This is a genomic window from Arthrobacter sp. PTI12, from assembly GCF_056679915.1.
Genome location: NZ_CM155256.1, coordinates 1,713,857 through 1,730,546 on the forward strand (window position 1 = coordinate 1,713,857; position 16,690 = coordinate 1,730,546).

At 64.0% G+C, this 16,690-nt stretch carries 18 protein-coding genes; 16 read left to right on the forward strand and 2 right to left on the reverse strand.

What is annotated here, in order from left to right; translation table 11 throughout:
* Nucleotides 1–30: 30 nt before the first annotated feature.
* From AC1MBU_RS08335 to AC1MBU_RS08360, 6 genes are read left to right on the forward strand one after another with little or no spacing between them, the layout of a single operon-like run.
* Nucleotides 31–1,344, forward strand: a complete 1,314-nt coding sequence (locus tag AC1MBU_RS08335) for a molybdopterin molybdotransferase MoeA (RefSeq protein ID WP_346028879.1) — start codon at nt 31–33, stop codon at nt 1,342–1,344.
* A complete protein-coding gene (gene moaC, locus AC1MBU_RS08340; RefSeq protein ID WP_479786928.1) occupies nt 1,341–1,820 on the forward strand; it encodes a cyclic pyranopterin monophosphate synthase MoaC in 480 nt (159 codons plus the stop codon). The genes AC1MBU_RS08335 and moaC overlap by 4 nt, the downstream gene beginning before the upstream one ends.
* Nucleotides 1,817–2,299 carry a MogA/MoaB family molybdenum cofactor biosynthesis protein gene (locus tag AC1MBU_RS08345; protein ID WP_479786930.1) on the forward strand — a complete coding sequence of 161 codons (483 nt, stop codon included), beginning with the start codon at nt 1,817–1,819 and terminating at the stop codon, nt 2,297–2,299. The genes moaC and AC1MBU_RS08345 overlap by 4 nt, the downstream gene beginning before the upstream one ends.
* On the forward strand, nt 2,289–2,720 hold the full coding sequence (locus AC1MBU_RS08350; RefSeq protein ID WP_471673253.1) for a molybdenum cofactor biosynthesis protein MoaE: 432 nt from the start codon (nt 2,289–2,291) through the stop codon (nt 2,718–2,720). The genes AC1MBU_RS08345 and AC1MBU_RS08350 overlap by 11 nt, the downstream gene beginning before the upstream one ends.
* 16 nt (nt 2,721–2,736) lie before the next feature.
* Nucleotides 2,737–3,495, forward strand: a complete 759-nt coding sequence (dapB, locus tag AC1MBU_RS08355; protein ID WP_479786932.1) for a 4-hydroxy-tetrahydrodipicolinate reductase — start codon at nt 2,737–2,739, stop codon at nt 3,493–3,495.
* Nucleotides 3,495–3,968, forward strand: coding sequence for a hypothetical protein (locus AC1MBU_RS08360; protein ID WP_277359464.1), 474 nt, complete (start codon nt 3,495–3,497; stop codon nt 3,966–3,968). Before dapB ends, AC1MBU_RS08360 begins: the two co-directional genes overlap by 1 nt.
* Here AC1MBU_RS08360 and AC1MBU_RS08365 read toward each other — a convergent pair whose 3' ends face one another.
* The gene (locus AC1MBU_RS08365; RefSeq protein WP_277359463.1) at nt 3,969–5,150 is read right to left on the reverse strand and encodes a heparan-alpha-glucosaminide N-acetyltransferase domain-containing protein; all 1,182 of its coding nucleotides are present in this window, start codon (nt 5,148–5,150) and stop codon (nt 3,969–3,971) included. It abuts the gene before it with no gap.
* A gap of 43 nt (nt 5,151–5,193) precedes the next feature.
* On the opposite strand from AC1MBU_RS08365, the gene dapA reads away from it, so the two are divergent.
* From dapA to AC1MBU_RS08395, 6 genes are all read left to right on the forward strand, one after another.
* Entirely contained in the window at nt 5,194–6,117 is a 924-nt protein-coding gene (gene dapA / locus AC1MBU_RS08370; protein WP_479786935.1) for a 4-hydroxy-tetrahydrodipicolinate synthase, read from the forward strand.
* An 18-nt stretch (nt 6,118–6,135) separates the two neighbouring features.
* The gene (locus AC1MBU_RS08375) at nt 6,136–7,827 is read left to right on the forward strand and encodes a ribonuclease J (RefSeq protein ID WP_277359461.1); all 1,692 of its coding nucleotides are present in this window, start codon (nt 6,136–6,138) and stop codon (nt 7,825–7,827) included.
* A gap of 51 nt (nt 7,828–7,878) precedes the next feature.
* Complete coding sequence (locus tag AC1MBU_RS08380; protein WP_479786937.1) at nt 7,879–10,725, forward strand: FtsK/SpoIIIE family DNA translocase; 2,847 nt, start codon at nt 7,879–7,881, stop codon at nt 10,723–10,725.
* A gap of 9 nt (nt 10,726–10,734) precedes the next feature.
* Complete coding sequence (gene pgsA / locus AC1MBU_RS08385) at nt 10,735–11,325, forward strand: CDP-diacylglycerol--glycerol-3-phosphate 3-phosphatidyltransferase (protein ID WP_277358758.1); 591 nt, start codon at nt 10,735–10,737, stop codon at nt 11,323–11,325.
* Nucleotides 11,322–11,855, forward strand: a complete 534-nt coding sequence (locus AC1MBU_RS08390; protein ID WP_479786939.1) for a CinA family protein — start codon at nt 11,322–11,324, stop codon at nt 11,853–11,855. Before pgsA ends, AC1MBU_RS08390 begins: the two co-directional genes overlap by 4 nt.
* 94 nt (nt 11,856–11,949) lie before the next feature.
* Nucleotides 11,950–12,390 carry a helix-turn-helix domain-containing protein gene (locus AC1MBU_RS08395; protein ID WP_056548454.1) on the forward strand — a complete coding sequence of 147 codons (441 nt, stop codon included), beginning with the start codon at nt 11,950–11,952 and terminating at the stop codon, nt 12,388–12,390.
* Nucleotides 12,391–12,456: 66 nt separating this feature from the next.
* Here the strand turns inward: AC1MBU_RS08395 and AC1MBU_RS08400 are convergent, their stop codons facing one another.
* Nucleotides 12,457–12,930 carry a MarR family winged helix-turn-helix transcriptional regulator gene (locus tag AC1MBU_RS08400; RefSeq protein WP_056548452.1) on the reverse strand — a complete coding sequence of 158 codons (474 nt, stop codon included), beginning with the start codon at nt 12,928–12,930 and terminating at the stop codon, nt 12,457–12,459.
* A gap of 41 nt (nt 12,931–12,971) precedes the next feature.
* Here AC1MBU_RS08400 and AC1MBU_RS08405 point away from each other — a divergent pair, with 41 nt between their 5' ends.
* The 4 genes from AC1MBU_RS08405 to miaB all read left to right on the forward strand — a co-directional run bounded on the left by AC1MBU_RS08405 (nt 12,972) and on the right by miaB (nt 16,689).
* Nucleotides 12,972–13,190: a DUF3046 domain-containing protein gene (locus AC1MBU_RS08405; protein WP_277358757.1), complete on the forward strand. Its 219-nt coding sequence runs from the start codon at nt 12,972–12,974 to the stop codon at nt 13,188–13,190.
* A gap of 219 nt (nt 13,191–13,409) precedes the next feature.
* Nucleotides 13,410–14,471: a recombinase RecA gene (gene recA, locus AC1MBU_RS08410; protein ID WP_346028885.1), complete on the forward strand. Its 1,062-nt coding sequence runs from the start codon at nt 13,410–13,412 to the stop codon at nt 14,469–14,471.
* Between the two features lie 6 nt (nt 14,472–14,477).
* Nucleotides 14,478–15,074, forward strand: coding sequence for a regulatory protein RecX (locus tag AC1MBU_RS08415; RefSeq protein ID WP_479786943.1), 597 nt, complete (start codon nt 14,478–14,480; stop codon nt 15,072–15,074).
* 172 nt (nt 15,075–15,246) lie between these two features.
* Nucleotides 15,247–16,689 carry a tRNA (N6-isopentenyl adenosine(37)-C2)-methylthiotransferase MiaB gene (gene miaB / locus AC1MBU_RS08420; protein WP_471673557.1) on the forward strand — a complete coding sequence of 481 codons (1,443 nt, stop codon included), beginning with the start codon at nt 15,247–15,249 and terminating at the stop codon, nt 16,687–16,689.
* Nucleotide 16,690: the final 1 nt, after the last annotated feature.

Here is a 16,690-nt window from a genome sequence, read left to right on the forward strand (position 1 = left end):
TGTCAGGGCGGGTTGATACAACGGGGCGTAATGACACGATCAGTAGAGGAACACCAGCAGGCCGTGCTCGGGCTGCTGCGCTACAGCAGCGCCTTCGCCGACGCGGCGCCCGAAATACTGCCGCTCGCAACGGCCCGTGGCCGGGTGCTCGCCGAGGACCTCCTCTCCCCGGTGAACCTGCCTCCGTTCGACAACTCCCAGATGGACGGTTACGCGGTTCACGGCGATGATCTGGACGGGAGCGCGCCCCTCTACCTTGCGGTCGCGCCGCCGGTGCCGGCTGGTGCGGAACCTGTTGCACTTGAGCCGGGTCACGCTGCTCCGATCATGACGGGAGCCATGATTCCGGAAGGTGCAGCCGCCGTCGTGCCTATCGAGAACGCAGTGCCCTCGCAGTTTCCCACCACGGGGCAGTACTGCGGGGAGGAGGGCCTCACCGTCGAGTTGCCCGTGGCCCAGGCGGGCTCGTTCATCCGGCGTGCCGGCAGCGATCTCGAAGCGGGGAGCGTTGCGCTTGTTGCCGGAACCCTGTTGGGACCCTCCCAGCTGGGACTCCTCGCGGCCTGCGGGCTGGCGACGGTGCCGGTGCGCCCGCGGTTCCGCGTCCTGCTGCTTAGCACCGGAGACGAGGTTCAGGAACCCGGAACCGAACTGGCGCCCGGCCGGATCTTCGATGCCAACACCACACTGCTGACGACTGCGCTGGAGGAAGCGGGCGCGCACGTGCAGCGGCACAGTGTGGTGGCTGACAATCCGGAGGAGCTGCGGGGCGCCCTCCAGAACATCGGCGGGCAGGTCAACCTCATCCTCAGTACCGGAGGAATCAGCCAGGGTGCCTACGAGGTTGTGAAGCAGGCCCTGGCGGACAGCAGCGTGGAGTTCCTTTCAGTGGCGATGCAGCCGGGCGGGCCGCAGGCCATCGGCACCATCAACGGCGTGCCGTTCCTTGGATTCCCGGGCAACCCGGTAAGCGCACTGGTCTCCTTTGAAATGTTCCTGCGCCCGGCACTTGGTACGGTGACGGGGCTCCCGGGGAACCGCGTCTGCCTGCCGGCGCGGCTCACCGAGGACGTTCAGTCACCCGAAGGTAAGCACCAGGTCCGTCGCGGCCTGTATACGGACCGGTCGGGTCAGGGGGAGGGGATCGGAGACGTCACCTTGCTTGGCGGGCCGGGCTCCCACCTGCTGCACGCCCTCGCTGCATCCAACGCCCTCGTACACCTGCCGGCTGGCACGGGGACGGTGGAGGCGGGGACGCCGGTCGCCGTGTGGCTGCTGGGCGAACTGCGCCAGGGCGCGCAACCCCTCCATCCCGGCAATCCCACTAGAGAGGCGCTGACATGACCACACCTGATTCTGGATTGACACACGTCCGTGAGGACGGCTCGGCACACATGGTCGATGTATCGGAGAAGGCGGTCACCGCCCGCCAGGCCACCGCGCAGAGCATCCTGCGGACAACGCCGCAGGTTCTTGCGCTGATTGCCGATGGGGATCTTCCGAAGGGCGACGCACTGGCTGTGGCCCGGGTAGCGGGGATCATGGCGGCGAAGCAGACATCGGCGCTCATACCGCTGTGCCATCCGCTGCCGTTGAGCAAGGTGACGGTCGACTTCGCACCGGAAGGTGCCGCCGTCGTTATTCAGGCAGCGGTGAAAACCACTTCAGTGACCGGCGTGGAGATGGAGGCGCTGACAGCAGCGTCAGTTGCTGCCCTCACGCTGTACGACATGATCAAGGCCGTAGATAAGCACGCAGTCATCACGGACATCCAGGTGTTGGCGAAATCAGGCGGCAAGAGCGGAGACTGGGTCGCATGAGCAAGCAACGGACCGCGGCGCTGATCATTGCGTCGACCCGCGCGGCGGCGGGCGTCTACCAGGACGAGTGCGGGCCCCTGATTCAGCGATGGCTGGTCGGGAAAGGGTATGCCGTGCAGCTGGCCGAAGTGGTTCCGGACGGTGATGCCGTACGGGAAGCGCTGGCCGCCTGCCTCGCAGGGAAACCTTCGGTGCTCATCACCAGCGGAGGTACCGGACTCAGCGCCGATGACGTGACCCCCGAGCTCACCGAAGCCTTCCTTACCCGATCCCTACCGGGGATCATGGAAGCAGTGCGCCGGGCCGGCGCTGCGAAGACACCCATGGCGGCGTTGAGCCGCGGTCACGCGGGCGTCTCGGAGGGCACCTTCGTCATCAATCTTCCGGGTTCACCGAAAGCCGTCCAGGACGGCCTGGACGTGCTGGAACCCATCCTCGATCACATCTGCGCACAACTGGAGGGAAGCCATGAGCACTAGCACCGTTCTCCACGCAGGAGTTTCCGGGCAGCCGCTCGACCTGAACCATGCCCTGGCCGTCGTTGATTCCGCTGACTGCGGTGCCGTCGTCGGCTTCGGCGGCGTGGTGCGCAACCACGACGGCGGGAGGCAGGTCGACCGTCTGGGCTACAGTGCCCATCCTTCCGCCGGCGGTGTGATTGCCGACATCGCTGCGGAGATCGCCGAGAAGTACGACGGCGTACGCATCTGGGTGGCGCACCGCATCGGTCCGCTGGAGGTTGGGGATCCGGCCCTCGTCGCTGCCGTTGCCTCCGGCCACCGTGGAGAAGCCTTCGCCGCCTGCAGCGAGCTGGTTGATACCGTCAAGGCGCGAGCGCCGATCTGGAAGGAGCAGTTCTTCGCAGACGGTGACGTGGAATGGGTCGGAGTGGATGGCTGACACTACTCTTGAATCCATGACACAACCTCTTGCCGTTGCCGTACTCGGCGCGTCCGGGCGCATGGGGTCAGAGGCTGTACGGGCCATCGAGGCCGCCGCTGATCTGCATCTTGTGGCGGCGCTTGGCAGGAAAGACCCACTTGAGGAACTGGTGGCGGCCGGCGCCGCGGTAGTTGTTGACCTCACCGTTCCGGACAGCACCGAACAGAACGTTGCCTTCGCCGTCGAACATGGAATGCACGCGGTCGTCGGCACTACCGGCTGGGACTCTGAACGGCTCGGCCGGCTGCAGGATCTGCTCGCGCTCAATCCGGAGGTGGGCGTGTTGATCGCGCCCAATTTTGCCCTCGGATCCGTGCTGGCCACAGCCTTTGCTGCACGGGCAGCCAAGTATTTCGAGTCGGTCGAAGTCATCGAACTCCATCACCCGGACAAGGTGGACGCCCCGTCCAGCACAGCCGAGCGAACAGCGGTGCTCATCGCTGAAGCCCGTGCCGAAGCCGGTCTTGCCGCCAGCCCTGACGCCACCCGCACCTCCAGGGACGGCGCGCGTGGTTGCGACGTCGATGGCGTCCGGGTTCACTCCGTACGGCTCCGTGGGCTGGTGGCGCACCAGGAGGTCCTGTTCGGTGGGGTCGGTGAGCAGCTGACTATCCGTCACGACTCCTTCCACCGTGAGTCCTTCATGCCCGGTGTTCTGCTCGGCGTCAGGGAAGTGGGTTCCCATCCCGGACTGACCGTCGGTCTGGACGGCTACCTGGACCTGCAGGCGTGATGGGTGCACTGGACTTCCTCAAGCAACATCGCGTCAAAATAGGCGTGGTATTCGTCACTGTCCTGCTGGCGTTCTGGCTGGTTGTGGCGCTCCAGCGGAGCGTCCTTTTGTTGACGGACCCCGAACCGGTGGCCAAAGCCTTGGGAGTTGCGTACCTCCTGCTTCCGCTGATCGGGGCGTGGGCGTTGATTCGTGAATTGTCCTTCGGCGCCCAGACCGAGCGGATGGCGTCTGCGCTGCATACGGAGGGAGGGCTGCCCGTTGATGACCTCCCCCGGACACCGGCCGGCCGGATCGTACGTGAGGCAGCGGACGCTCAGTTCCCCGCCTACCAGGCGGACGCGGAGGCCAACCCGGATGACTGGCGTTCCTGGTTCCGGCTTTCATGCGCGTACGACGCCGCAGGGGACCGCACCCGTGCACGCCGCAGCATGCGGCATGCTGCGAAACTGTTCCGCGGCAGGGCGGCGTGACTAACGCCTCGAAACAGCCCCTGCTGACCGAGCAACGTCGCTTGCGCCGGCCGCCACATACTCCAGCGGACCGCGGGCACCCAGCTTCCGCAGCAGCAGCCCGATCGCAATGAAGACAGCGGCCTGGGCCCAGTAGACCGGCGCCGGATCCAGCGGGATCTCCTGCTGGTCGACGATGCTCATGATCCAGATATGCAGTGAGTACAGGGACAGCGTTATGGCGCCGGGAGCCGAGAGCGGCAGAAGCAGCCACTGCAGCCGCCTGGTCGCCATAAGGCAGAGCCCGACGACGGCGGCGGCCGTTCCTGCGGTATGCATCAGATCGAGCGGCGTCCCGGAGTGCGGTGCGCTGACCGCCAGCCACCACCACGTTCCGGTCTGGTCAATGCCGGTAAGGCTCACCGGGAGCATGGCCTCAATGTCGTAACGCCGGCCCTGCGGAGTTTCGAGTAGGACGGCCAGCCCACCCAGCGGTCCCAGCAGGAAGGCGCTGACGAACTTGGACAATCCGGCGAGCCCGACGCCCGCAACAAGCAGTCCGGCCTGTACCCCGAACGACCTCAGGTTCAGCCTGCCGATGAGGATGCCCAGGAGCAGGTAGCTCAGCCACTGGAGCGCCGGGTAGTAGCCGGTCACGAGGATGTCCGCGAGCAGGGTCGCGGGCTGGGCGAAATGCTCAAGCGCAGGGTTGCCATCGAGGTCGGAGGGATTGATATTGGTTCCAACCCAGGGGCGCAGGAGGAAAGCCGCCACCGGAGAGATCAGGGTCCACCCGGCCGCCCACCAGCAGAGCCTGCGCAACGGCATCCCGATGAACGGCAGTGCCATCAGGAACAGGATGCCGTAATGGAAGAGGATCACTGCGATGTTGGTTTCCAGTCCGCCCAGCATCAGCCCGACCATCGCGATCACGACGGCCCGAGCCGCGATTCCGCGCCGGTCGCGGGAGATTCCGGCGCGGTCGTGCATCCTGCTACCGCCGCTGAGCAACGCCAACCCTATTCCTGCGACGAGCGCGAACAGGGCCGAGGATCGTCCGGAGAAGGTGGCGCCTATCCAGGACGCGTCCGAGGTCCCCTCCACATAGAGCGGAAATACGTGGGTGCACATCATGCCGAAGAGGGCGATGCCCCTGGCCGCGTCTATGCCGCTGAGCCGGCCCGGGGTTTGTGTGATGGCCATGATGGAATGTTCTCACGCCTGCCGCAGCGGGTAAGTTTGACCCATGGCTGCCTCCGACATTCGCCCGCTCCCATTCGGTTCCCTCGTCACGGCAATGGTGACACCGTTCACCGCTGACGGCGCTGTGGACTTCGATGCCACGGCTGCCCTGGCTGTCCGGCTTGTCGAGGATGGCTGCGACGGCCTCGTCGTATCGGGTACTACCGGTGAGACATCCACCCTGGAGGACCAGGAAAAGGAAGACCTTTTCCGCGTGGTCGCAGAAGCCGTCGGCGGCCGTGCAAAGGTGATCGCCGGCACCGGCACCAACCACACCTCGCACTCCGTCGAAATGGCGCAACGCGCGCAGCGCGCCGGCGCGGATGCGCAGCTTGTCGTAACCCCCTACTACAACAAGCCAACCCAGGCCGGCGTCCTCGCGCACTTCGACGCCGTTGCCGCTGCGTCGGACCTGCCCATCATGATCTATGACATTCCGGGCCGGGCCGGGATCCCGATCAGCACGGAAACAATGATTCGACTGGCGGACAACCCGAAGATTCTCGCACTGAAAGATGCGAAAGCAGACTACGCAGCGGTGACGCGTGTGCTTGCCAACACTGCCCTGGATGTCTACGCCGGCGACGACGGGCTGACTCTGCCGTGGATGTCAGCGGGGGCCGTCGGCGTCGTCAGCGTCAGCGCCCACGTCGCCACGGTTCAGTTCCGGTCCCTCGTGGACGCACTGGCCGCCGGTGACCTCGCCATGGCGCGCAAGATCCACTTCGAGCTTGACCCCGTTGTACGTGCCGTCATGACGCACATCCCCGGCGCAATTTCAGCCAAGCACATCCTTCGGATGCAAGGTGTGCTGGCAAACTCCGTGGTGAGGCTGCCGCTGGTCGAGCCCACCGCCGTCGAAATGGAGCCGGTACTCACCGACCTCGCGGAAGCGGGTTGGGACTTCTCTGCGGGCACTACCCGATAGCATCTGAAAGGCCAATCCATGACAGAACCCGCAGGAAGCGCACTCGTTTCGCCTCCACCGCTCGCCGAGGGAACGCTTCGGATTGTTCCGCTTGGCGGCCTCGGTGAGATCGGCCGGAATATGGCGGTCTTCGAGATCGGCGGGAAGCTGCTGATCGTTGACTGCGGAGTCTTGTTCCCGGAGGAGACCCAGCCCGGTGTGGACCTGATCCTGCCTGATTTCTCCTACATCGAGGATCGTCTGGATGACATCGTGGGCCTGGTGCTTACTCACGGACACGAGGATCACATCGGTGCAGTGCCGTACCTCCTGCGTCTCAAGAACGACATCCCGCTGATTGGATCCCAGCTGACGCTCGCATTGATCGAGGCGAAGCTCCAGGAACACCGGATCAAGCCGTTCACGCTCACCGTCGCCGAGGGCCAGATTGAGCAGTTCGGGCCCTTCGAATGCGAGTTCATTGCAGTTAACCACTCCATCCCTGACGCGCTTGCCGTCTTTATCCGCACTGCGGCCGGCACTGTCCTGCACACGGGCGATTTCAAGATGGATCAGTTGCCGCTCGACGGTCGTATCACCGACCTTCGTGCATTCTCGCGGCTGGGAGAAGAGGGCGTCGACCTGTTCATGGTTGACTCCACCAACGCCGATGTTCCAGGCTTCACCACCGCCGAGCGTGAGATTGGTCCGGAATTGGACCGGCTCTTCGGCCAGGTGAGCAAGCGCGTCATCGTCGCGTCCTTCTCCTCGCATATCCACCGGGTTCAGCAGGTGCTCGACGCGGCGGCGGCCCACGGCCGGTTCGTCTGCTTTGCCGGGCGCTCCATGGTGCGCAACATGACAATTGCCGCCAAGCTGGGATACCTGCGCGTACCCGATGGAATCCTCGTCGACGTCAAGAACGTGGATAGCCTTCCCGATGACCGGGTGGTGCTGATGTCCACGGGCTCGCAGGGTGAGCCGATGGCAGCGCTTTCACGCATGGCCAACGGGGACCATCAGATCACCGTCGGAAAGGGAGATACGGTGATCCTTGCCTCCTCGCTCATCCCCGGAAATGAGAACGCCGTCTTCCGCGTCATCAACGGACTTCTCAAACTGGGCGCCGACGTCATCCACAAGGGCAATGCCCGGGTACACGTATCCGGTCACGCCGCTGCCGGTGAATTGCTCTACTGCTACAACATCCTCAAGCCGAAGAACGTCATGCCTGTCCACGGCGAAACCCGCCACCTTATAGCCAACGGAAAACTCGCAATCCAGACGGGCGTCCCGGCGGAAAACGTGCTCCAGACCGACGACGGCTCAGTGGTGGATTTGTCGGACGGCGTCGCCCGGATCGTTGGTGCAGTCGAGTGCGGCTACGTTTATGTGGACGGCTCCAGCATCGGCGAGATCACCGATGCCGATCTGAAGGACCGGCGCATCCTCGGTGAGGAAGGCTTCATCTCGATCATCACGGTAGTCAACCGCAGCACCGGGACAATCGTTTCCGGTCCGGACATCCACGCGCGCGGATTCGCCGAGGATGACTCCGTCTTCGATGACATCAAACCCAGGATCAGCACCGCACTGGCAGAAGCTGTCATGAGCAACAAGGACCACACAGCGCATCAGCTACAGCAGGTCGTTCGCCGCGTCGTAGGGACCTGGGTAAACCGCCGCTACCGGCGTCGCCCGATGATCATTCCGGTTGTGCTTGAAGCCTGACGGGCGCGCTAATCCCGGGAACGGCGGGCGCCGTCCGGTAGCGTAGCGGGTATGGCGACTCGTACTTCCCCCACAGCGCCGCGAGGTTCACAGCCGCGAGCTCCGAAGCCGCGAGGATCCCAGCAGTCGCGCACCGGCAGCACCTCCGCGGCCGGCCGCGGCTCAACCGCGCGAGGCACAAGCAAGACCCAACCGTTGCCGGCAGCCGAGGAAAAGCTGCCGCTGCCGCTGCGCGCCGTCCGTGGCTTCTGGATGGGCCTGGCCCACCTGGTGGCCGGCGCTATCCGCAAATTCGGCCACGATGTGCAGCCGCAAAAGGACCTCCGCAGGGACGGCACGGGTTTCTTCCTTTTCCTGTGCGCGGCAGCCGTCGCCACGGTTGAGTGGTGGGCACTGCCCGGGCCGGTTGCAGGCGTCGTGCATGCTGTGGCCGGAGGTTCTGTGGGCTGGATGGCGCTGCTGCTGCCCTTCGTCCTACTGATTGGCGCGGTCCGGTTGTTCCGGTATCCGGAAAATCCTCGTGCCAACAACCGTATCGGCATCGGGCTCACCGTCCTGACTTTCGCGGGCGCGGGCATTGCCCATCTGGTGGGCGGCCGGCCCGAGCTCGCCGCCGGACTTGATGCGCTGTGGCGGGCAGGCGGTGTCATCGGTTACCTCGTTGCCGGACCCGTCGCTGCAATTCTCTCGGTGTGGCCGGTTGCCGCTGTACTCGCCTTCCTCGTCTTCGTGAGCATCCTAATCATCACGGCTACTCCGTTCCGCCATATTCCGTCTCGGCTACGCCAGCTCTATGAGCACCTCATGGGACAGGACCTGCACGAGGGCAGCGCGGACGGCGACGCTCACGATCAGAGCTACCTGTCCGACCGCGAGCGCGCGGCGGCCAAGCCCAGGAAGAAGTCCGGCCTGTTCGGTAGAAAGAAGAAGAACACCGATCAGGATGATGACCTGGACGGCTATGTCGGCGATGAAGCCTTCGAACGCGCAGTGCTCGACGACGACGAGGGGAACGACGACGGCGGCACAACGTCCCCGTCGCCGGCCGTCCGACCGGGCGTGCGCCGTCCCACACAGCAGGAGCTTGCCGCCGAAAAGATCAAGCGCAACCAGGGGCTCGGGGAGACAGAACCTGCAACCGAAGCCATGGCGGTGCTTCCGCCTGCAAGCGCACCGGCCGCCCAACCCGTTCCGGTCCCGTCCAATCCGGTTCAGCCCCAGGCGCCCGTTACGCCGATCCCGCAGCGCACTGAGCAACTGTCCCTCGCCGGAGACGTGACCTACACGCTGCCGCCCTCGGACTACCTGCCGCCGGGGACTCCGCCCAAGGAACGGTCGGAGGCCAACGACGCGGTCGTCGCCGCCCTCACCCACACCCTGGAGCAGTTCAACGTCGACGCAAAGGTCACCGGCTTCTCACGCGGACCGACGGTGACGCGCTACGAGATCGAACTGGCGTCGGGAACCAAGGTGGAGCGTGTAACCGCGCTGTCCAAGAACATCTCCTACGCGGTCGCCAGCTCGGACGTGCGCATCCTTTCGCCGATTCCGGGCAAGTCCGCGATCGGCATCGAGATTCCGAACACAGACCGCGAGACTGTGTCGCTGGGCGACGTCCTTCGATCCGGCAATGCCCGCAAGACGGATCACCCGATGGTCATGGGCGTAGGCAAGGACGTCGAGGGCGGGTTCGTGGTCGCGAATCTCGCCAAGATGCCGCACCTGCTCGTCGCGGGTGCCACCGGTGCTGGTAAGTCCTCCTTTGTGAACTCGATGATCACGTCCATCCTCATGCGGGCCACCCCGGATGAGGTCCGCATGATCATGATCGACCCCAAGCGGGTGGAACTTACTGCGTACGAGGGCGTACCGCACTTGATCACACCGATCATCACCAACGCCAAGAAGGCAGCGGAAGCGCTCCAATGGGTGGTCCGTGAGATGGACACCCGCTACGATGACCTCGCCAATTACGGCTACAAGCACATCGATGATTTCAACAAGGCGGTCCGCAACGGCAAGGTGGTTCCGCCACCGGACTCCAAGCGCGTGGTGCGGCCGTACCCGTACCTGCTGGTGATGGTCGACGAGCTGGCGGATCTGATGATGGTCGCGCCGCGGGACGTCGAGGACTCAATCGTCCGCATCACCCAGCTGGCCCGGGCAGCGGGTATTCACCTGGTGCTCGCTACCCAGCGGCCGTCTGTGGACGTTGTGACAGGTCTGATCAAGGCCAATGTGCCCTCCCGCATGGCATTCGCCACTTCGTCGGTGACCGACTCCCGGGTGGTCCTTGACCAGCCGGGCGCTGAGAAACTGATTGGCCAGGGCGACGCGCTCTTCCTGCCCATGGGTGCGTCGAAGCCCATGCGCGTCCAGGGTGCCTGGGTGACCGAGTCTGAGATCCACCGAGTGGTGGAACACGTCAAGGAACAGTTGAAAGCCGTCTATCGCGATGATGTGGCGGTGGAAGCACCCAAAAAGCAGATCGACGACGACATCGGGGACGATCTCGAGGTCCTGCTGCAGGCGACTGAGCTAGTTGTCACGACGCAGTTCGGTTCCACCTCCATGCTTCAGCGCAAACTGCGCGTGGGATTTGCGAAGGCGGGCCGCCTGATGGATTTGCTGGAGTCCAGGGGAGTGGTTGGGCCGTCGGAGGGATCGAAGGCGCGTGACGTCCTGGTGAAGCCTGATGACCTCGGTCCTGTTCTCGCTGCTATGCGTGGCGATGACCCGCCGGCGCCGGCCGCATCGCCGGAGGTTGATCAGTCGCGCTACCAGCCGGGCGCCGCGGACCTGGTGGCGGAGGACCTGGACTCGCGTCCGCAGGCCATGGACTACAACGATGATGATGACGACGGCGGTGAAGACGCCTGGGAGCTGACAGGCAGGTAGCCTTGAGCAGTGAGTAATTCTGACGCTGGAGCGGTGCCAGTCCTGAACGTCGCGAATGTGCTGACGGTCGTGAGAATCCTGCTGGTACCGTTTTTCGTCTGGTTCCTGCTGGCCGACTCCGGCGAGGGCGGGCTTTTCCGCTGGCTCGCGGTAGCCACGTTCGCAGTGGCAATCTATACCGACAAGCTCGATGGTGACCTGGCGCGCAGCCGTGGTCTCATCACAAATTTCGGGAAGATTGCAGACCCGATCGCGGACAAGCTGCTCATCGGTTCCGCTTTGATACTTCTGTCCGTACTGGGCGAGCTCTGGTGGTGGGTGACCATCGTCATCCTTGCCCGCGAGCTCGGCATCACCCTGCTCAGGTTCGCGGTCATCCGTTATGGAGTCATGCCTGCCTCCCGCGGTGGGAAGTTGAAGACCGTCGTTCAGACGCTGGCTATTTTCCTCTACCTGCTGGTGCCGGCTCTCGGCGACTGGGCGTGGTGGCCCGCCGTCGTCGTCATGATGGCTGCCTTGGCAATTACCGTGGTGACCGGCGCAGATTATGTCCTGCAGGCGCTCCGACTGCGGCGCTCAGCACGTAACACCGCACTGTGACAGTTGCCGCTGAGGTGTCAGGCGGGTTGGGCAGGGCCGCCCTTGAACGGGTTGTACTCCTCGCGCAGGAGCGCGGGCTCACCATTGCTACCGGAGAATCGCTGACCGCCGGGATGGTTGCGGCCGCGCTTGCTTCGGTTCCTGGGGCTTCGACTGTGCTTCGGGGCGGCGTCGTGTCCTATCACCGGGACGTGAAGGCGGCCTTGCTCGGTGTTGAACCAGAACTTCTGGAACGTGCGGGCGCTGTTGACGCGGAGGTAGCACGGCAAATGGCTCTCGGTGCCAGAGACAGCTGTGGCGCCGACATCGGCGTGTCCACCACAGGAGTAGCAGGCCCCGAACCGCACGATGGAAAAGCGGTGGGTACTGTGTTCATCAGCGTGGTGGCGGTATCTGTCAACCTGGTTCGAGAATATCGCTTCCGGGGAAGCAGGAGCCAGATTCGGGAAGCATCCTGTTCGGCTGCGGTGATCCTGCTCACGGAGGCGCTTGAGCTTGAGTCCGCGGGAACAAACGGAGTTCCGCAATAGTTATCAATAGTGTCCAGCACGGAGAAGCAAGACGGGCTAGGCTTAAATCAGACGGCAGCGAAAGCGGCCAGCACAAGGGAGTTAGGCGATACACATGGTAAAGCAACCCGTATCCGTGAACGGTGTCATCCGTTGGCGGGATGTGGGGTTGGCAGAAGATCCGCAACGTAAGCCGAAGGAGCGCAAAATGGTCGTTTTACGCCACGAGATCGGGGACGTCCTGCGTGACGTCCGCCAGCGCCAGGGCCGCACACTCAGGGAAGTGTCGCATAGCGCCCGGGTCTCCCTCGGTTACCTCAGTGAGGTGGAGCGGGGCCAAAAGGAAGCGTCCTCGGAACTGCTGTCCTCTATCTGCTCTGCACTTGATGTACCGCTGTCGATGATGCTTCGGGAGGTCAGCGACCGGCTGGCCGAAGCCGAAGGTGTTGCTGTCCCTGACACAGTCCCGCAGGAGTTTGCCCAGCAGTTCGGCGGGGACATGCCGGAGGATTTCACCGGTGGTTTCAGCAGGGGACTGGCAGTCACCAAGAACTGATACCGGCACAACCCACGTTCCACAGGGAGGTCCGCCGAATGCGGCGGGCCTCTTTCTGGTCTGCGGCTACCAGTTGTCTCTCGTATAGGTCTGGTTCAGCTGGGAAATGAGCTCCCCGAGTGTCGTGAGATCCGAAAGGCTCCAGTCCTCCATCAGCTGATGGAACGCCTCCTTGCGCGCTTCCTGTGCTGTGGACAGCTGCGTCAGTCCAGCCGCCGTGAGGCTGATCGACTGGGCGCGGCCATCCAGCGGATCTGCGGTTTTCTGAACCAGGCCCAGGTGTTCGAGCATGGCGATCTGGCGGCTGACGGAGGGCTTGCCGACGCCAATGCTGGCGGCCAGATCGGTCAGGCGCATGGAGCCCTCCCGCTGTAGGATGACCAGCAGCCCGTAGGCAGCAGGTTCCATATCCGGATGGACCCGCCGCGCAACCTTGTAGGAGTTCGACCGCGCACGCCGCCACAGCATACTGAGTTGTTGTTCCAACGCCTGCACGGCAGCATCGACGGAAGCATCGGGTTCCTGGCGGTCAACAGTCATGCGTTTCATTCTAGGGTTTATCTGGAGAAGGAGGATGCAGCATGCGCACGAGCGACTTCTGGCGGCTCATGGACGACGAATTCGGGCCGGCCTATTCAAGGACGCTGGCCCAAACACTGCATCTGTCCGGGCTCGGCGACCGCACGCCGGCTGGAGCCCTGCAGGCGGGAGCTGACCCGAAGGCCGTCTGGCTGGCGGTCTGCGAGATGCAGGACGTGCCCGAGTACAGACGGCTCGGACGCGATGTGAAACCGCGCTAGCCGGTTCAAACACGCCGGGCGAATCAATCGAATATGTGTTCGGATCCGGACTATGCTGGAATCAGAAGATTCCCATGCCACTCGTCCTCCACAATCCCGCCGCTTCAAGTGGGATGTCCACATCGGATGCCCCGCGGGGCAAACTGTCGGAGGGGGACGCTACGGTCAAGGGGAAGAGAAAAACAGGCCCTGGCGGCCATGAGTATACCGAGGTGAATGATGGCCGTACCAGCCGATCGTGAAAAGGCTCTCGAAGCCGCACTGGCACAGATTGATAAGCAATACGGCAAGGGCTCAGTCATGCGCCTTGGAGACGAGGTCCGCGCTCCTATCGAGACCATTTCCACCAGTTCGATCGCACTCGATGCAGCGCTTGGCATCGGTGGTCTGCCGCGGGGCCGGGTGGTGGAAATCTATGGTCCGGAATCGTCGGGTAAAACCACCGTTGCCTTGCACGCTGTGGCCAACGCCCAACGCAACGGCGGCATTGCCGCCTTCATTGACGCGGAGCACGCGCTGGATCCCGAGTACGCCAAGAAGCTTGGGGTGGACACCGACGCTCTTCTCGTCTCCCAGCCGGACACCGGTGAGCAGGCCCTGGAGATCATGGACATGCTCGTGGGCTCTGGTTCCATTGACATCGTCGTGATCGACTCCGTTGCCGCCCTCGTTCCGCGCGCTGAGATCGAGGGAGAGATGGGTGACAGCCATGTGGGTTTGCAGGCCCGGTTGATGAGCCAGGCGCTGCGTAAGATCACCGGCCGTCTGAGCCAGACCAAGACAACTGCCATTTTTATCAACCAGCTCCGCGAGAAGATCGGTGTGTTCTTCGGCAGCCCTGAAACCACCACAGGCGGCAAGGCGCTGAAGTTCTATGCATCAGTGCGGATCGACGTGCGGCGCATTGAAACGCTCAAGGAAGGTACCAATCCGGTTGGTAACCGGACGCGGGCGAAGATCGTCAAGAACAAGATGGCTCCGCCGTTCAAACAGGCGGAGTTCGACATCCTCTACGGCTTCGGAATCTCTCGCGAGGGTGGGTTGATCGATGTTGGCGTGGAGAACGGTCTCGTGAAGAAGTCCGGAGCCTGGTTCACCTATGACGGAGACCAGCTGGGCCAGGGCAAGGAGAACGCCCGCAAGTTCCTGCTCGACAACCCGGACCTGGCGGATGAGCTCGAACAGAAGATCCGGCAGAAGCTCGGCGTCGGAGGTGCGGTGGAGGAGACACCGGAACAGGATGGTCCCAAGCTGAAGGCAGTCGGCGGCGAGGGCCGCTAGCGGTCCATGAACGGATTCTCCGGAACTCCGGGTGCAGCAACGCAGCGCAGTGCCCGGCGTTCAGCACGGAAGAGCGGCCCGCGGGCTCCTACGCCAGGCTCGCCTGCTGATCTCACGCCCGAGGCCGATCCCCATGAGGTGGCACGCGCTATCGTCCTGCGCCAGCTCTCCATGGCCCCGCGCAGCCGCCACCAGCTTCACACTAAACTTCGTGAGCGGGGTGTCTCAGAAGAGGTGGCGGCGGGCATCCTGGATCGCTACGAGGAAGTTCAACTGATTGATGATGCCGAGTTTGCCCGCATGTATGTACGAAGCCGGGCACAGACCAGGTCGCTTGCGCGGTCCGCCATCAAGCGCGAGCTCGCTGAGAAGGGCATCACTGGAGAGCTGGCCGAGGACGCACTGCTCCAGCGGACAGACGAAGACGAGCGGTCAGCGGCCGAGGACCTTGTGCGGAGAAAGGCGAGGCCCCTTGCGGATCCTGGTGACCGTGCATCCCGTGACAAGCAGGTGCGCCGGCTTGTGGCAATGCTCGGACGCAAGGGCTATGCGCCGTCGCTCGCGTTCTCCATCGTCAAGGATGTCCTTGACCAGCAGGAGTAATCTCAACCGCCCGTCTTCCCCGGCGGTAGTTGGCCGGGTTGGGGCTGCTCTCGGTGGGCCGTACCCTTAACAGGTGAGTTCCACAGTTGCCTACCCCTCCCCGTCAGCACAGCCGGCCGAGCCCCTCTCTGCCACGCAGCGCACCTATGAGGTGCGCACCTTCGGTTGCCAGATGAACGTCCATGATTCCGAACGGATCTCGGGGCTGCTTGAGTCCGCCGGGTATGTGAGCGCCGGCGGCGACGAGGCCGACGTCGTCGTCTTCAATACCTGTGCTGTTCGCGAGAACGCGGACAATAAGCTGTACGGAAACCTCGGCCAGCTCGCGCCGGTCAAGCAGTCACGGCCTGGAATGCAGATCGCGGTCGGTGGATGCCTAGCCCAAAAGGATCGCGAAACGATCCTCCGCAAGGCGCCGTGGGTGGACGCCGTTTTCGGCACACACAACATCGGAGCCTTGCCCGCGCTCCTTGAGCGGGCACGCCACAACGAGGAAGCGCAGCTTGAAATCCTCGAATCCCTGGACGTTTTCCCGTCCACCCTGCCGACCAAACGTGATGCCGTGTACTCCGGCTGGGTGTCGATCTCCGTTGGCTGCAACAACACCTGCACCTTCTGCATCGTGCCCTCGCTGCGCGGCAAGGAAAAGGACAGGCGCCCCGGGGATATCCTCGCCGAGATCGAGGCCCTTGTGGCGGACGGCGCTATCGAAGTGACTCTGCTCGGCCAGAACGTCAACTCCTACGGTGTCGAGTTCGGGGACCGCGGTGCGTTCGCGAAACTCCTGCGCTCCTGCGGAAGCATCGACGGTTTGGAAAGGGTCCGGTTTACGAGCCCCCATCCGGCCGCCTTCACCGATGACGTCATTGATGCAATGGCAGAGACCCCGAATGTTGCTCCGCAGCTGCATATGCCGTTGCAGTCTGGGTCGGACCGGATCCTGAAGGCAATGCGGCGGTCCTACCGTTCTGAAAAGTTCCTCGGCATCCTTGACCGGGTCCGATCGCGGATGCCGCATGCGTCGATTTCCACCGACATCATCGTCGGATTCCCCGGAGAAACCGAAGAGGACTTCCAGGAGACGCTTCGGGTCGTGGAGCAGTCGCGTTTCGCGACGGCGTTTACCTTCCAATACTCCAAGCGCCCAGGCACGCCTGCCGCGGACCTGCCGGATCAGCTCCCGAAGGCCGTGGTGCAGGAGCGGTATGAGCGGCTCACCGAGCTGCAGGACCGCATCTGCCGCGAAGAGAACGCGGCGCAGGTTGGACGGCAGGTGGAGGTGCTCGTTACTGCTCATCAGGGCCGCAAGGACCATGAGACCCACCGACTGAGTGGGCGGGCGCGCGACCAGCGGCTCGTTCACTTCTCCGTGCCCGAAGGAGCAGACGCTCCGCGGCCTGGCGATCTCGTGACGGTGACTGTCACCGGAGCTGCCGCGTTCCACCTCGTCGCCGATCCGTCGGCGTCGGACTATCAGCTCCGCCGCTCACGCGCAGGCGACGCTTGGGACCGATCTCAGGCAGAATCGTGCGGGGCGCCGGCCCCCGGCGTCGGCGCTGCGGCAGGCAGGTCAGTAGTGCTCGGCATGCCCTCGCTTCCTCTCCGCAGCAACTGAG

Coding starts and splice junctions, on each gene's coding strand:
- AC1MBU_RS08350 (WP_471673253.1), top strand. CDS start 2,289: ATGAGCACTAGCACCGTTCTCCACGCAGGAGTTTCCGGGCAGCCGCTC.
- recA (WP_346028885.1), top strand. CDS start 13,410: ATGGCCGTACCAGCCGATCGTGAAAAGGCTCTCGAAGCCGCACTGGCA.
- dapA (WP_479786935.1), top strand. CDS start 5,194: ATGGCTGCCTCCGACATTCGCCCGCTCCCATTCGGTTCCCTCGTCACG.
- AC1MBU_RS08395 (WP_056548454.1), top strand. CDS start 11,950: ATGGTAAAGCAACCCGTATCCGTGAACGGTGTCATCCGTTGGCGGGAT.
- dapB (WP_479786932.1), top strand. CDS start 2,737: ATGACACAACCTCTTGCCGTTGCCGTACTCGGCGCGTCCGGGCGCATG.
- AC1MBU_RS08360 (WP_277359464.1), top strand. CDS start 3,495: ATGGGTGCACTGGACTTCCTCAAGCAACATCGCGTCAAAATAGGCGTG.
- AC1MBU_RS08400 (WP_056548452.1), bottom strand. CDS start 12,930: ATGACTGTTGACCGCCAGGAACCCGATGCTTCCGTCGATGCTGCCGTG.
- AC1MBU_RS08345 (WP_479786930.1), top strand. CDS start 1,817: ATGAGCAAGCAACGGACCGCGGCGCTGATCATTGCGTCGACCCGCGCG.
- AC1MBU_RS08335 (WP_346028879.1), top strand. CDS start 31: ATGACACGATCAGTAGAGGAACACCAGCAGGCCGTGCTCGGGCTGCTG.
- moaC (WP_479786928.1), top strand. CDS start 1,341: ATGACCACACCTGATTCTGGATTGACACACGTCCGTGAGGACGGCTCG.
- AC1MBU_RS08405 (WP_277358757.1), top strand. CDS start 12,972: ATGCGCACGAGCGACTTCTGGCGGCTCATGGACGACGAATTCGGGCCG.
- AC1MBU_RS08380 (WP_479786937.1), top strand. CDS start 7,879: ATGGCGACTCGTACTTCCCCCACAGCGCCGCGAGGTTCACAGCCGCGA.
- AC1MBU_RS08415 (WP_479786943.1), top strand. CDS start 14,478: ATGAACGGATTCTCCGGAACTCCGGGTGCAGCAACGCAGCGCAGTGCC.
- miaB (WP_471673557.1), top strand. CDS start 15,247: ATGAACGTCCATGATTCCGAACGGATCTCGGGGCTGCTTGAGTCCGCC.
- AC1MBU_RS08365 (WP_277359463.1), bottom strand. CDS start 5,150: ATGGCCATCACACAAACCCCGGGCCGGCTCAGCGGCATAGACGCGGCC.
- AC1MBU_RS08375 (WP_277359461.1), top strand. CDS start 6,136: ATGACAGAACCCGCAGGAAGCGCACTCGTTTCGCCTCCACCGCTCGCC.